Here is a 13911-nt window from a genome sequence, read left to right on the forward strand (position 1 = left end):
ATCGTCTCCCCGTGCGAAGAATCGATGCGCCTGTCCGCAGAGCGGGGGACTTGTTGTGGTGACGCGCCGGCGGCCGCTGCTCCGGCATCCGGCCCAGGTGGTGGTGGCCGGTTTCGCCTCGGCCGTCGCGGCGGGGGCGGGTCTGCTGATGCTGCCGGTGGCCAAAGCGGGGCCGGGCGGCGCCGGCGCGTTGGAGGCGTTGTTCACCTCCACATCCGCGGTGTGCGTGACCGGTCTGATCGTGGTGGACACCCCCGGCTACTGGAGCGGGTTCGGGCAGGCCGTGATTCTGGCGCTCATCCAGGTGGGCGGCTTCGGCATCATGACCTTCGCGTCACTGCTGGTTCTCCTGGTCTCCCACCGCATCGGCCTCAAAGCGCGGATGACGGCAGCCGCGGAGACCAAGACGCTCGGGCTCGGTGACGTCCGCGCGGTCGTGGTCGGCGTGGTCAAGGTCAGCCTGCTGCTGGAAGCGGTCACCGCCCTGGCACTGACCATGCGGTTCGCGATCGCCTACGACGAGCCCTGGCCACGAGCACTCTGGCTGGGCGTCTTCCACGCCATCTCGGCCTTCAACAACGCCGGGTTCGCCCTGTACCCCGACAGCCTGATGGGTTTCGTCACCGACCCGTGGATCTGCCTGCCCATCGCGCTGGCGGTCATCGCCGGCGGACTGGGTTTCCCCGTGCTGTTCGAGCTGCGCCGCCGGTTCAGGAAGCCGCGTGGCTGGTCCCTGCACACCAAGATCGTGCTGTGGGCCTCCTGCGTCTTCCTCGTGGGTGGATCCGCTTTCGTCACCGCGATCGAATGGTCCAATCCAGCCACCCTGGGGCCCCTCGACGTACCCGGGAAACTCCTGGCCGGATTCTTCCAGGGCGTCATGCCGCGCACCGCCGGGTTCAACAGCCTCGACACCGCTCAGATGAACCCCGCGAGCTGGCTGGGCACCGACGTGCTGATGTTCATCGGCGGCGCCAGCGCCGGCACCGCCGGCGGCATCAAGGTCACCACCTTCGCCGTGCTGTTCTTCGTCATTTACGCGGAGATCCGCGGCGAAGGCGCGGTCACCATCTTCCACCGCCGCCTGCACGGTGACCTCCAGCGCCAGGCCCTGACCGTGGTGCTGCTGTCCGTGGCCGCCGTCGCCACCACCACCGTGGCCTTCATGGTCTTCTCCGACCACAGTCTGGACCGGTCGCTGTTCGAGGTCACCTCGGCCTTCGCCACCGTCGGCCTGTCCACCGGCATCACCGCCGACCTCCCGGCCGGCCTGAAACTCATGCTGATAGCGCTGATGTTCATCGGACGGCTCGGGCCCATCACCGTCGCGTCCGCGCTGGCCCTGCGCACCCGCGTCCGCCTGTACGACCTTCCCGAGGAGCGACCCGTCATTGGCTAGGAAGACCGCCCCCAAGAAACGGCGCACGCGCCCGGAGAGCTCCGTCGTCGTCATCGGCCTGGGCCGCTTCGGCCGTGCGCTCGCCCTGGAACTCGTCGACGAGGACACCGAAGTCCTCGGCATCGACGAGCAAGCCGAAGTGGTCCAGTCCCTCGCCGGCTCCCTCACCCATGTCGTGCGGGCCGATTCCACCAAGGAGGACGCCCTGCGCCAGCTGGGCGTCCACGAGTTCGACCGCGCCGTCGTCGCCATCGGCACCGACCTCGAAGCCAGCATCCTCACCGCCTCGCTGCTGATCTCCTTCGGCATCAGGAGCGTCTGGGCCAAGGCCATCAGCGAAGCCCACGGCCGCATCCTCGCCCAGCTCGGCGTCCACCACGTCGTCTATCCCGAACATGACATGGGCCAACGCGTCGCGCACCTCGTGCGGGGGCGCATGCTCGACTACATCGAGTTCGACGACGACTTCGCCATGGTCAAAACCGCACCGCCCGCCGGCATCATCGGCCTGCCCCTGGCCGACACCGCCGTCCGCTCCCGCCACGGCGTCACCGTCGTGGCCATCAAGCGCCCCGGCGAAGGCTTCACCTACGCCACACCCGAAACCGTCGTGAGAGCAGAGGACACGATCATCGTGGCCGGACGCACCCGGGCGACCGAGCGCTTCAGCGAACTGCAGTAGACCGGCACACGCCCAGGTACGCCGCCGTCCGGAACCACGGACGGCGCGGGTTCGACCCTGCCCGGGCCCAAGGCGCCGAGATGCCCTCGTAGCGGAGCTACCAGGGCATCTCGGCAACGCCGGAAGCGTGCGTGCCAGGGCGTGGCCGCCCGATCAGAGGTCACCCGACAGGCTCTCAGGCGAGGGCGGCGACCAGCACGGTGAAGGCGGCGATGAGGACGGCTACGCGGACGTAGTGGTAGCGGTCCCAGCGGTTCATCTGCTCCTTCCAGTCCTCGGGCCGGTTCGCAGGGGTCCACGTCTTGCCCAGGTTGTTGATCGGAACGAGCAGCAGCACCGACATGACCACGCTGAGCAGCAGCAGCGCGCCCGCGGCGACGACCAGGGCGCTGCCGCCCTCGTGCCGTCCGGCGACGGCCCAGACCGCACTCAGGGCGAGCGAGCCGACGTACCAGAACGGCATGACGGCACCGAGCATCCGGCCCCCGTGGCTTCGGCCGAGCTGGGCGCTGTCGTCGGGCAGGGCGTCGAGGATCCGGTTGATGACGAAGGCGACGGAGAACTCCACCCCCACCAGCAGTCCGACGACCACGGTGGTGACGATCTCAAGTGCGTCGAGCATGATGACCCCTCCTGGAATCTAGCGGCGCTAGATGTTGATGCAACGCTAGCGCTGCCGCCGCTCGATTGTCTAGCAATGCTAGGATCGATTTATGTCAGTACAGGAACGCAAGGAGCGGGAACGGGCGGGACGCGAGCGGCTCATCGTGGCGACGGCCCGCGAACTCGCCGAGCAGCAGGGCTGGGAAGCGGTCACCACCCGTCGGCTCGCCGAGCGCATCGAGTACAGCCAGCCCGTCCTCTACAGCCACTTCCGCGGCAAGCGCGAGATCATCGGCGCCGTCGCCCTCGAAGGCGCCGCCGAGATGGCAACGGCACTGCGCGCCGCGACCTCGGCCACGGACGGCCCTCGCGCCCGGGTCGCCGCCCTCGCCCGCGCCTACCTGGAGTTCGCCGCACGCAACCCGGCGGTCTACGACGCCATGTTCCAGCTCGACGGCGGCCTGGCGTTCGCCGACGAGGCCACCCCGGAGCCGCTCAAGGACGCCTTCGCCGCCCTGCTGGAGACTCTCGGCGAGGTCGCCGGTGACGACGTCCACCCGGGGCTGTTCACCGAGCTGTTCTGGGCGGCCCTGCACGGCCTGGCCACCCTGACCCGGGCGGGACGGCTGCCGCCGGAGGACAGCGAGCGGAGGGTGGAACTGCTGGTGGACCGGCTCGCCGTGCTCTGACACGCGGAGTCAGGACACTCTGAGCAGCTGCGCCTGTTCGGTCATTCGCTGCGAACCCGAGTGCTTCACGCAGGGGTTCCGAGGTTGAACTCGTTGCGTTCTCAGCAGAGTGGACGTGATGGCCGATGAGCCTCTTCATGGAACACGATCCCCACGCGCAAGAGCCCTGCTTCATGAAGACCGTGCCAGGACGTGCCCGAATCAGGTCCCCAACTCCTGGTGCGCGTTCATCGACGCGCCCGTACAGCCGCGTCAGCAGGGACGGCTGCGGTTCCTCACCGGTCCTGCCTCCGCGTGGCGTGGCAGGACCGGGCCCCGACAAGCGCCCGGTGAACATCCTTCCCCAGGCAGAACACCAGACCCCATACAACTCACTCCAACAGTCCAAATCCCCTACTTGACACAGGTCTTGAGCAGATCGTCACTGGTAGGTTGGCCCGCTCAGCCAGAAGAAGGGCGACAGCATGGGCAGACCCTGGGAAGCAGATCCTGAAACTGGCTTCAAGAGACGTCTCGGAAAGTCGGCACTGGAGCTGGGCGCGACCAGCACCGGGCCCGAGTGCCCGGATATCTGGGAGTTGGAGAACGGCGACATCGCCGTGATCGGACGCGACCTGACCGACTCCCTGGGGACGCGCCTGCCCGACGGGGTCTCCATCAGTCGCGATGAGCGCCTCGTGGTCATCCCCCGGAGGATGCTCATCGCAGCGAAGGCGGACATCCCCCATGTTTGAGTGCTTCCGCAGCGGTGCCGGCGAAGTCCTCAAGAGGGCTGACTACCTTGCCGACTTCAGCCGGGTCTACGAGAGCAGCATCAGCCTGCTCGCCAAGATCGAGCGCGGTCAGACCTTCAGGGAGCCGGGTTCTCCCAGTTGGGAGGCCTTCGCTTCCGGCGACTGGGCCGGGGCCCTCCGGCTGATCGAGGACGAGCGGGAATCGGTCGCCGCGTACTTCCAGGACGCCACTCGACGCGGCCTGGTTTTCCGCAGACTTCGTGTCATCGAGTTTCCCGTGTCTCCCTACCTGCAGTGGGAGATGAACCTCTTCCGGCTCAGGTCGGAGCTGGGCGAAGAGATCCGTGTGCTGGACGCAGGAAAGATCTCCGACCTGGAACGTGACGCGCACGTGCCCGAGGTTGTCATCCTGGGAAGTTCGGTGATGTATGTCGTGCTGTACGACGACGACCTGAAGGGTTCAGGAGCACGCCGTTTCACCGACCCGGGCCAGGTCAGGAAAACGACCATGGAGTTCGAGGCCCTGTACACCCAGGGCGAGGAGTTCGCTGACTTCTTCGAGCGGGAGATCGCGCCGCTTGAGCCGCCCACCGTCCGCTGACGATGGGAACGCTGACCGCAGCAGCCGACGCACGGCCGCAGCCAGGATGGACTCACCCCGCCCACCGCCCCGTCAGAAACGTCAGCGCGACGACCGTCGTCACCGGCGCGGCCACGCACAGATACGCCGTCCTGAACCACGGCCGGCGCAGGCTCAGCGCCGCCAGGCCGATCCACAGCGGCCACCACAGCAGCGTCGCGCGCGGGATGGACGTGTACCAGTACGAGGTCCCCAGGGCCGACAGGCTGAGGGCCACGTACACCGCCTCGGGCCAGCGGCGGTGGCGTACCAGCAGCGCCACCAGCACCAGGCCCACCAGCATCGCCGCCAACTCCGCCTGGAACATGAACGCGTACCCCGTCGACTGCGTACGGTCGAACGCCCCGTGCCACGTGTTCGCCCACGCCTCCCAGGGGGTGTGGAACGTGCGGTACCAGCCCCGTTCCTGCGCGTGCTTCCAGGCCATCCAGTCGCCGGTGTGCGCGTGCAGATACCAGCTGTACGCGGCCGGGGGCAGCGCCGGAAGCACCGTCCAGCCCGCCGCCCGCCAGTGCTTCTCCGTCCGGGCCGACATGACGAACAGCAGCGCGATCGCGGCGGCCAGGAACAGGCCGCTGACCCGCACCGTCGTCGCCGCCGCCGTCAGTACGGCGGCGAGCGCCCAGCGGTGCCGCATGGCCGCGAGCCAGGCGGGCAGGGCGAACGCCAGGAACAGCGCCTCCGTGTAGCCGACGGCCAGGAACACCGCGCAGGGCGAGAGCAGGAAGAGGGCAACCGTACGGCGCCCCGCCGCGTCCTGCGGCAGATACGCCCGCGCGATGCGGGCCAGGGCCAGTACGGCCACCGCGCCCGCGACGAACGAGATCAACAGCCCGGCCGCCGTCCAGTCCGGGACGACCGTGTGCACGGCGCGGAGGAGGAGGGGGTAGCCCGGGAAGAACGCCTCCCGGTTGTCCCAGCCGCTCGTCCACGGACCCGCGCCGACGGGGAAGTAGCCGTCGCGCGCTATATGGAGGTAGTGGTTCGCGTCCCACTGCTGGAAGGGCGCGAGGACGGGCGCCGCCTCCCGCGTGCCGGGGCGGGCCGGAAACAGCCAGCGGGCGAAGTGGGCCGTGATCCCCAGGGACATCCGGGTCAGGAGGTAGAGCCACAGGACGGTGCGGTCGGCCGGGGTCAGGCGGTCGGCCGCCCGTCGAAGCCGCCCCGCCCGGGGCTCGGGCGGAGCGGACGCCCGGGGCTCAGGTGATGCGGGGCGGGCGGGAGAAGGCCGCAGCCCGCGGGAAAGTGTGGACAAACTCAGGCACCTTTCAGGCACGCCTCGTGGACTCGTCGAGGCATACGGAACCGCCCGGTGAGCCCGCCGGGGCACGGAAGGAGAAGAGGGATAGGAGGGGCGGGAAGGAGAAGGGCTACGGGGTGTGCGTCATCGCATCGTCGTGATCGCGTCGGTCGGCGGCGCGGTCGTCGCCGGTGGCGGCTGCGTCGTGTCCGCGCCCGTGCCCGTACCCGAACTCGTACGCGTACTCGTCGGCAGACCGCCCGGCGCGGTGGACCCGCCCACCGAACCGTGGGTCCCCCCGGTCTCCGCGCCCCCCGGCACCGTGGTGCTCGGCGTCGGCGGCAGTGACGGCGGATCCGTCGGCAGCCGGTCCGACGGTGCGGGCGACGGGTAGCTGGGCGACGGGCTCGTGGCCGGGGCGACCGGGTCCGGCCGTACCGGCAGCAGGCCCACCGCGACCGCACCGCCCCCGCCGACGACCAGGCACACGCCCACGGCGACCACGGCCATCCGCCGGCGCTGCGCCCGCATCCCGCGTTCGGTGATCCTCGACGCGGGGTCCGCATCGGATCGGGCCTGCCCGAAGTCACCGGCCTCCCGGAACAGGGACCGCAACGGATCCCGCGGTTCAGACATCAGGAGCCTCCTCGATGCGGGGGTCCCGCAGACGGTGCGCGAGCGCAGCCCGTCCACGGACCAGATGCGTCTTGATCGTGCTGGTGGAAAGCCCGGTCTCCCCGGCGATCTGCTCGACCGTGAGGTCGCACAGGTAGTGCAGGGTCAAGGTCCGCCGCTGCTGGCCGGGCAGGTCCCGGAGCGCGTCGACCAGCACCACGTGGTCCGGATCCGGCGGCGCGACGTGCTCCGCCGCACCGCTCCCCCGGCCCCAGGCATCCGCCGACCGCCGCCGGAAGCGCCACCGGCTCACCGCCAGCCGCCACGCGACCGTACGGATCCACGCCTCGGGCTGCCCGTCACGCTCCAGCCGCCCACGCCGGACCCACGCCTTGACGAACGCCTCCTGCACGACGTCCTGCGCCTCCTGGAGGTCGCCGGTCATCACGTACAACTGGCCTGTGAGACGCGCGACCGCCTGGGCGTAGAACTCTTCGAACTCCTCGACGGTCAAAAGTTGCTCCCGGATCTTTCGCTTCACCGGGTATACGCCCGGCACGCGGCATCCGGTCGACACCGCCAGCCATAAACACGAAGTGACGGTCGTCACAGAACCTGAACGACCCCGGAGCCATCGCTTCCCCACGCGCTTCCCGAAGCTCAAGCAGCGAGATCCGAGCGCTCTTAACAGTGATGGGGTGGATGGGTCAGTTGTCCCACCCGCCCACCCTGGCTGCGAAGTTGACAACTTGTGATCGAGTTGCGACGCACGGTCGTCAGGCTCTAGCGTGCGGGAAGACCACGACCAGGCAAAAGGACGACCCCCACCGGTGCTCCAACACCGATAGGGGTCTAGCCACCGAAGATCGGATCGGAACGACCTCCATGGCTGACAGCCAGCTTAGTGATGCCCCCCGCGCCCCGCACGGGACCCCGCCCGCGCGCCCTCCGGCCGCCCCCACGAGCCCGCCGCCGCACCCCATGGCCAACCCCGGCTACGGCAAGCGCTCCGCCCCCGGTGAACGTCCCCGTACCGAGCGGGACTTCGCCCATCTCCTTCCCCGTGACGCCGCCGTCGCCGCGTACATCGACCGGCTGCCCGACGGCTCCGACGTCTCCGTGAAGACCCTCGCCAAGCACCTCCCGTACGGGCAGTGCGCCCTGCGCACCACCCTCAACCGGCTCCAGGACGCCGGGCATCTGCGGCGCGGCAGCGAGTGCGTGATCACGGACGAGGTCATGCTCTGGGTGACCCGGACCTTCTTCTCCCGCACCGCACGCGAGGACGAGTGGTGGAACGCCTACACACGGGGCGACGCTCCGCCGGACGAACCCCGACGGCCCACCCGCTCACGGGCGTTCATCCTCCTCGCCGCCCTGGGGCGGACGGCCCCCGCGCTGACGCTGTCCGCCGCCGACTGCGTACACCTGGAACCACGGGTCGGCGAGTGGCTCGCGCGGGGTGCGACGGAGGCGGAGTTGCTGAACGCGCTCACCGCCGGGCTGCCGTCGCGCGTCCACCACCCCGCCCGCCTCGTCGAGCAGCGCCTGCTCGACAAGCTGCCGCCCGAGCGGATCCTGCCGGGGCCCCGGACCGTCCTGCGCACCCTCGAATGCGGCGAGTGCCAAGTCCCCGGCCCGCCCGAAGCACTCCTCGGAGGGCTCTGCCGACCGTGCCGGGGGCCGTCCCCGGAGCCGCCGATCGGCCCGCCGGGGGCCGTACAGCCGCCCGGCGTACGGGACCGGATGAACGCGGTCCGGGCCGGGCTCGTTCCCCGGTCCGAAAGGACATACCGATGACCGTCCAGCTCGTCCGCAGATCCGACGGGGCACGATGGAGGGGAGGAGGCGACGCCATGACCCCCAGCTCCGCCGATCACGCACCGCACGCCCAGATGTCCGTCGAGGAGTTCGAGCAGCTTGCCCGGACGGCCCCCGAGACCGTGACGCTTGAGCTCATCAACGGAAAACTAGAGGTCAAGCCCGTGCCTGACGGGGATCACGACGAGATCATCATGTGGGTCGCGATGCAGTGCATGCAGCAGCAGCCGGAGCTGCGGCTGTACCGCGAGCGCGGACTTCGGATCGGTGGATACCGCAACGGTCGCGCACGGCCGGACGGCACACTGGCCCAGGCTGGTCGCTTCGCCGGGGACGGCGAGTGGTCGGACCCTGACCGCGTACTCATGACCGTCGAGGTCACCTCGCACGACCACGACACCGACAGCCGCGACCGCGCGGAGAAGCGGGACGGATACGCGTCGGCATCCATTCCCGTCTACCTGCTCATCGACCGCGACGACGACACCCTTGTCGTCCACAGCGAGCCGGAGAAGGGCCGGTACAGGCAGCGGACGACCTTCGGGTACGGCGACACCGTTCGGCTCCCCGGTCCCGTCGACATCACCCTGGACACGGAGGAACTCAAGAACTACAGCGGCTGACCCGTCACTCGTGGCAAGCGCGCAGGGCCACGAGGGCCGAACCCTGAGGCCTCTGAGGCGTGAAGCGGTCAGAAGCCACCGGTGAAGGCGAAGAGGAAAGAGAGCGGGAAAAGCACACCAACGGCGCCCATGGACAGGCCGGCGATGCACTGACTGCGGTTGAACCTGCTGATCAGTCCGAGGACACCGAAGGTGATCGCGAGACTGCCGGCCAGGATGGCGAAGATGCCGAAGAAGAACGCGGCGATCAGCGCGAGGACCCCGAGGCCGAGCGAGACGGGCCCGTAAAGGGTTGCGGGGCTTTCGTCGGTTCCGGTTCCCATGTCTCCATCATGGCATCCGGCGTCCGAACCACCCCGAGCGGGCGCACTCATGCCGCCCCGCACCGCCCGGCCCCTCACCGCGCGTCCGCCGCCAGTTGCGTCGTCGCCAGCTCGCGGTACAGCTCGTCCCCGGCCATCAGCTCTTCGTGCGTGCCCGCCGTGCGGACCCGGCCGTCCTCCAGGACCACGATGCGGTCCGCGTGGCGGACGGTGGACAGGCGGTGCGCGATGACCAACACCGTCGTCTGATCGGCCATTTCGAGGATGACGTCGCGCAGCGCCTGCTCGTTGACCGCGTCCAGTTGCGAGGTCACCTCGTCCAGCAGGAGCAGACGGGGGCGGCGCAGCAGGGCGCGGGCGATGGCGATGCGCTGGCGCTCGCCGCCGGAGAGGGTGACGCCGCGGTGGCCGACCGCCGTGTCCAGACCGTCCGGCAGCCGGTCGACCAGGGCGTCCAGGCGGGTACGGGCCACCGCGGCCGCCAGCGCCTCGTCCTCGGCGTCCGGGGCGGCGAAGAGGAGGTTCTCGCGGAGCGTCCCGGCCAGGACCGGCGCGTCCTGTTCCACGTACGCGAGCGAGGCCCGCAACTCGGCCAGCGGCCAGTCGCGGATGTCCCGGTCGGCGACCGTGATCGTGCCGCCGTCGTGGTCGTAGAACCGTTCCAGCAGGCTGAACACCGTCGACTTGCCCGCCCCCGACGGGCCCACCAGCGCGACCAGGCCACCCGTCGGAACGTCGAACGTCACCCCCTTGTGGGCGGGGGCCCGCTCGTCCCCGTACCCGAACGTCACGTCCTGGAAAGTGACGCCCAGCGGGGTGGCGTCAGGCGGTACGCCCCCGAAGCCCGTCGCCGCTTCACCCGGCAGCGACTCCACCTCGTCGATCCGGCGCACCGCCGCGAGGCCGCTCTGCAAGCCCGTCCAGCCCTCGACCAGGCCGCCGATCGGGCCCATCAGATAGAAGAGGTAGAGCAGGAACGCGATCAGCGACGAGATCTCCAGCGAGCCGGAGGCGACCCGCGCGCCGCCGACGCCCAGCACCGCCAGGAACGCCAGCTGGATCGACATCATCATCGTGACGTCGGAGACCGACGACCACCGCGCCACCGAGACCCCCCGGTCGTGCGCGTGCCGGGCCGCCACCGCGACGGCCGCCGTCTCCCGCTCCTCCGCCCCGCTCGCCTTGACCGTGCGGAACGCCTGGAGCACCCGGTCCAGGGCCGCGCCCATCGCGCCCACGGACTCCTGGGCTCGGAGCTGGGCCCGCTGGATGCGCGGCATCAGCAAGGCCGTCACGGCTCCGATGCCGACGATCACCACCAGCGTCACGCCGAGCAGCGTCAGGTCCATGTAGGCCATGAAGCCGATCGTCCCCAGCAGCATCAGCACACTGTTGAACGACTCGACCAGACCGCTGGAGAGGACGGTTCGCAGGAGCGTCGTGTCGCTGGTGACGCGGGCCTGAAGGTCGCCGGGGGTGAGCCGGTCCACCGCCGGGACCTTCAACCTCATGATGCATCCCACCAGTTGGTCACGCGCACGGAGGACGACGCCTTCTCCCGTACGGGACATGAGGTAGCGCCCGTACGCGGAGAGGCAGGCCCCGGCCAGCACGAGGGCGGTCAGCGCGACGAGCGGGGCCACGGGCGAGCGGTCGGCCGCGAACGCGTCGACGGCGTACTTCGCCATCAGCGGCATCGCCAGCCCGGCCGCCGACCCGGTGAGCGAGAGGAGGCCCGCGCGGACCAGTACGCCCCGGTGGGGGCGGACCCGGGCGAGGAGCAGGCGCAGGGGGGACGGGCCGGACTCCGCCCCGGCGCCCTCCCCGGGGGGCGCCGGCTTCCCGGCGGGCCCCGGCCCCGCCGCCGGTGTCGCCGCGCCCTCAGGCGCTCTGCCCGCTTCCGCCTCCGTCGTCCCCGCCACCGCGCTCACCCGGAACCCCCTCGCCTACCGTCACCATCACCAAGGGACGCAGATCCGCCGGTTCCGCCTGCTCCCCGACCGTACGGCCCTCCGCCTGCACCCAAGCATGCGGCGAGAACGGCGGAGCCGCCCGCACCCCCGCGCACCAGTCGGGCCAGACGCCGGACATCCGGCAGGCCAGGGCGACGGCGACCGAGCGGGGCAGACAGCCGTAACGTCCAGCGCAGCGGCGGCTGGTGGCGACGACCGCCTCGATCACCTCCAGCGTCTCCGCGTACGAGGCCGGCCGCGCGCCCCGGGAGCACCTGGTCAGCACCCGGCGCAGCCGGCCGGGCTTCAGGCGGGCCAGGACGAACGCGGCGGCGACGGCCGTGCGCAGCCGCACCCCGCCCACTCCCGCGCCCCGGCGCGGCATCGTCATCTCGGTGGTCACGGGCGCAGGATCCTCGCCTCGACGAGCTGCCGGGTCAGCTCCGCGACGTCCGACTCCGCCTCGGCCCGCTCCACGTCGAACGCGGCGAGGATCCGCTCCACGGCGACCTCGGGGGTGTGTCCCGCGGCGAGAGCGTCGACGACGATGACGCTGGTGTCGTTCAACTGCCAGTAGCTGCCGTCCTTCTCGTCGAGGAGGACGCCGCCGTACTCGGTGGTCGTGACGGCGATGCCTTTTCTGAGCTTCACAGGGATGCCTCGCTGGTAGAGGGCCGATGGGGGGCGGGCCAGGCGTTCTCGGCCGTGCGGAGCCAGGTCTCCCCGGCCACGGTCGGGGAGATGGAGTGCTCGGCCAGGACCGGGGAGAAGGGCTCGGCGGCGAGCCTGAGCAGCCGGCCGGAGTCGACCAGGCCGTGTGCGGCGAGCCGGGAGTCCGTCCACAACTCCGTCAGTTCCGGGGCGTGTTCGCTCAGGCCCTGGTGTTCGTCGGAGGACATGTGGTCCTTCGTCGTCCGGGCCAGCAGCGCGTTTGGCACCACCCCGCGCATCGCCTCGGCGAGCAGCGGCTTGTAGCGCCAGGGGCTGACCCGCTCCGGCAGACGCACGGCGAGGGTCGCCTCCAGCACCCGGTCGTCGTAGAACGGCGCGGCGACCGGCAGCCCGATCGTCATGCCGACGTCCTCCATCGCCTGGAAGTGCCGGGCCCCCATCCGTACGGCGTCGATGTCCACATGCCGCCCGCGCCACGGGTCGATCGGCTCGGCGTGCTCGGCAGCGGCCCGGAACTCCTCGGTGATCAGGGCGCATCCGTGCTCGGTGAACCAGGGCCGCAGGGACTGCCGTACGCCCCAGGAGAGCAGCGGGGTCCGGGCGACGGGCTGGGGTTCGGTGCTGACCGCCCCCGCGATCCAGCGGGGGAACGTGGAGCGGGCCAGCAGGGCCTTCACCGTGGGCAGCAGAGGCCAGCCGAGCTGGTGGCGCAGGCCGCTGAGGTGGTTCCAGGCGGTGAGGGGGTTGCCGTGGAAGAGGTCCTGGTAGGCGTGGGGCAGGCCGAGGAAGAGTTCGTCGCCGCCGTAGCCGGTGAGGTGGTAGCGGGAGCCGGTGGCGTGGGCGCGGCTCAGGAGCAGGTGTGCGCGGGCGCGTCCGGGCGCGACGGGCAGCGGTTCGTCGTTCAGCTCGGCGGAGGTGGCGGCGAGGTCGGCGTAGAAGTAGGGGGCGTCGCCGGCGGGGATGACGTGGTGGTCCAGGGCGGTGGCTGCCGGCGTGCTCAGGTGGGCCGCCTCGACCGCCCTCCGCGCCCATGACTCGTCCTCGCTGTAGCGGTCCCGGGCGGCCACCGTCAGCAGGGACAGCGCCGCCGGTCCGGTGTCCCGGGCGGCGAAGGTGAGTGCCGTGGAGTCCATGCCGCCGGAGAGCTCGCAGCTGATCCGGTCCACGCCGCCGACGTGGGCCCGTACGGAGGCGGCGACGGCGTCACCGAGTCTTCGGGCCCCTTCCGCCAGGGAGAGTTCGCCGGGCGGCGGCTCCCACCAGCGGTACTCCGTGGGCCCGGGGGCAGCGGCCGTGCCCGGTGCTGCGGCGGGCAGGGCCAGGCCGTACCCGGCGCCGGTCTCGTGCACGCCACGCCACACGACGCGGCGGCTCAGGGGGTGCGGCACGAAGTCCAGCAGCCTCAGCGCCAGCGCCCCGTCGTCCAGGGGCGCGTCGGTCAGGCGGGCCAGGACCGCGGGGCGGTCGGACGCGAGGGTTCCGGCATCCGGGTGCCGGGCGTGGTAGATCCGGCGCAGTCCGGAGGCGGTGCCCCGGATCCACGTCTCCCCGGAGAGCCGGGCGACGACGTGGTACAGCCCGGGCAGCCGGGCGAGGCGGCGTTCCAGCCCGGCCCGGTCCCGGGCGCCCTCCAGGAGCCCGGCGAGCACCGCGTCGGGGACGCGGTCCGGGCCGATGAGGACGAGGGCGTCCGCGCCCCGGGCGAGGTGGCTGACCTTGCGGTGCAGCGGGCGGGCGACGACCCAGGGCCGGCCCGAGGGATGGGCGACGGTCAGGGCGTCGCCCGCCCGCGGGGCCGGCCCGGTCGCTTCCGGTGCGGGAATCCGCCCGGCCACCGCCGCTCCCGCCACGCTGTCCGGCAGGACGACGAAGTAGTCACGCAGCTGGCCGGGCATCTTCACCTTTCGGAAGTTCTCAC

The 13911-nt window shown here is 71.0% G+C and carries 16 protein-coding genes; 7 read left to right on the forward strand and 9 right to left on the reverse strand.

Annotation, left to right across the window (positions count from 1 at the left end):
- Window positions 1-55: 55 nt before the first annotated feature.
- Together IG90_RS0123915 and IG90_RS0123920 are read left to right on the forward strand one after the other, a co-directional pair.
- Window positions 56-1399, forward strand: coding sequence for a TrkH family potassium uptake protein (locus IG90_RS0123915; protein WP_233436049.1), 1344 nt, complete (start codon window positions 56-58; stop codon window positions 1397-1399).
- Window positions 1392-2081, forward strand: coding sequence for a potassium channel family protein (locus IG90_RS0123920; protein ID WP_051860179.1), 690 nt, complete (start codon window positions 1392-1394; stop codon window positions 2079-2081). Before IG90_RS0123915 ends, IG90_RS0123920 begins: the two co-directional genes overlap by 8 nt.
- Window positions 2082-2256: 175 nt before the next feature.
- On the opposite strand, the gene IG90_RS0123925 is transcribed toward IG90_RS0123920, so the two are convergent.
- The gene (locus IG90_RS0123925; protein ID WP_030588141.1) at window positions 2257-2703 is read right to left on the reverse strand and encodes an anthrone oxygenase family protein; all 447 of its coding nucleotides are present in this window, start codon (window positions 2701-2703) and stop codon (window positions 2257-2259) included.
- 91 nt (window positions 2704-2794) lie between these two features.
- Here IG90_RS0123925 and IG90_RS0123930 point away from each other — a divergent pair, with 91 nt between their 5' ends.
- From IG90_RS0123930 to IG90_RS0123940, 3 genes are all read left to right on the forward strand, one after another.
- Entirely contained in the window at window positions 2795-3373 is a 579-nt protein-coding gene (locus IG90_RS0123930) for a TetR/AcrR family transcriptional regulator (protein ID WP_030588144.1), read from the forward strand.
- Between the two features lie 464 nt (window positions 3374-3837).
- The gene (locus IG90_RS0123935; RefSeq protein WP_030588146.1) at window positions 3838-4107 is read left to right on the forward strand and encodes a hypothetical protein; all 270 of its coding nucleotides are present in this window, start codon (window positions 3838-3840) and stop codon (window positions 4105-4107) included.
- The gene (locus IG90_RS0123940; protein ID WP_030588148.1) at window positions 4100-4708 is read left to right on the forward strand and encodes a DUF6879 family protein; all 609 of its coding nucleotides are present in this window, start codon (window positions 4100-4102) and stop codon (window positions 4706-4708) included. The genes IG90_RS0123935 and IG90_RS0123940 overlap by 8 nt, the downstream gene beginning before the upstream one ends.
- 52 nt (window positions 4709-4760) lie before the next feature.
- Here IG90_RS0123940 and IG90_RS0123945 read toward each other — a convergent pair whose 3' ends face one another.
- From IG90_RS0123945 to IG90_RS0123955, 3 genes are all read right to left on the reverse strand, one after another.
- On the reverse strand, window positions 4761-6002 hold the full coding sequence (locus tag IG90_RS0123945) for a mannosyltransferase family protein (RefSeq protein ID WP_030588150.1): 1242 nt from the start codon (window positions 6000-6002) through the stop codon (window positions 4761-4763).
- 129 nt (window positions 6003-6131) lie between these two features.
- Window positions 6132-6623, reverse strand: a complete 492-nt coding sequence (locus IG90_RS42340; RefSeq protein WP_078585346.1) for a hypothetical protein — start codon at window positions 6621-6623, stop codon at window positions 6132-6134.
- A complete protein-coding gene (locus tag IG90_RS0123955) occupies window positions 6616-7116 on the reverse strand; it encodes a SigE family RNA polymerase sigma factor (RefSeq protein ID WP_030588154.1) in 501 nt (166 codons plus the stop codon). Before IG90_RS0123955 ends, IG90_RS42340 begins: the two co-directional genes overlap by 8 nt.
- A gap of 467 nt (window positions 7117-7583) precedes the next feature.
- Here IG90_RS0123955 and IG90_RS0123960 point away from each other — a divergent pair, with 467 nt between their 5' ends.
- Window positions 7584-8402 (forward strand): hypothetical protein, encoded by an 819-nt coding sequence (locus IG90_RS0123960; protein WP_030588156.1) that lies wholly within the window; start codon window positions 7584-7586, stop codon window positions 8400-8402.
- Window positions 8403-8458: 56 nt separating this feature from the next.
- Complete coding sequence (locus IG90_RS0123965; RefSeq protein ID WP_030588160.1) at window positions 8459-9046, forward strand: Uma2 family endonuclease; 588 nt, start codon at window positions 8459-8461, stop codon at window positions 9044-9046.
- Window positions 9047-9114: 68 nt separating this feature from the next.
- Here the strand turns inward: IG90_RS0123965 and IG90_RS0123970 are convergent, their stop codons facing one another.
- The 5 genes from IG90_RS0123970 to IG90_RS0123990 all read right to left on the reverse strand — a co-directional run bounded on the left by IG90_RS0123970 (window position 9115) and on the right by IG90_RS0123990 (window position 13888).
- Window positions 9115-9369, reverse strand: coding sequence for a hypothetical protein (locus IG90_RS0123970; RefSeq protein WP_030588164.1), 255 nt, complete (start codon window positions 9367-9369; stop codon window positions 9115-9117).
- Window positions 9370-9443: 74 nt separating this feature from the next.
- On the reverse strand, window positions 9444-11300 hold the full coding sequence (locus IG90_RS0123975; protein ID WP_030588167.1) for an ABC transporter ATP-binding protein: 1857 nt from the start codon (window positions 11298-11300) through the stop codon (window positions 9444-9446).
- Window positions 11251-11724 carry a lasso peptide biosynthesis B2 protein gene (locus IG90_RS0123980; RefSeq protein WP_030588169.1) on the reverse strand — a complete coding sequence of 158 codons (474 nt, stop codon included), beginning with the start codon at window positions 11722-11724 and terminating at the stop codon, window positions 11251-11253. Before IG90_RS0123980 ends, IG90_RS0123975 begins: the two co-directional genes overlap by 50 nt.
- Window positions 11721-11972, reverse strand: a complete 252-nt coding sequence (locus IG90_RS0123985) for a lasso peptide biosynthesis PqqD family chaperone (RefSeq protein WP_030588172.1) — start codon at window positions 11970-11972, stop codon at window positions 11721-11723. Before IG90_RS0123985 ends, IG90_RS0123980 begins: the two co-directional genes overlap by 4 nt.
- The gene (locus tag IG90_RS0123990) at window positions 11969-13888 is read right to left on the reverse strand and encodes an asparagine synthase-related protein (RefSeq protein ID WP_033894612.1); all 1920 of its coding nucleotides are present in this window, start codon (window positions 13886-13888) and stop codon (window positions 11969-11971) included. The genes IG90_RS0123985 and IG90_RS0123990 overlap by 4 nt, the downstream gene beginning before the upstream one ends.
- Window positions 13889-13911: the final 23 nt, after the last annotated feature.

This window comes from Streptomyces anulatus, assembly GCF_000721175.1.
In the GTDB taxonomy this organism is placed as follows: domain Bacteria; phylum Actinomycetota; class Actinomycetes; order Streptomycetales; family Streptomycetaceae; genus Streptomyces; species Streptomyces anulatus_C.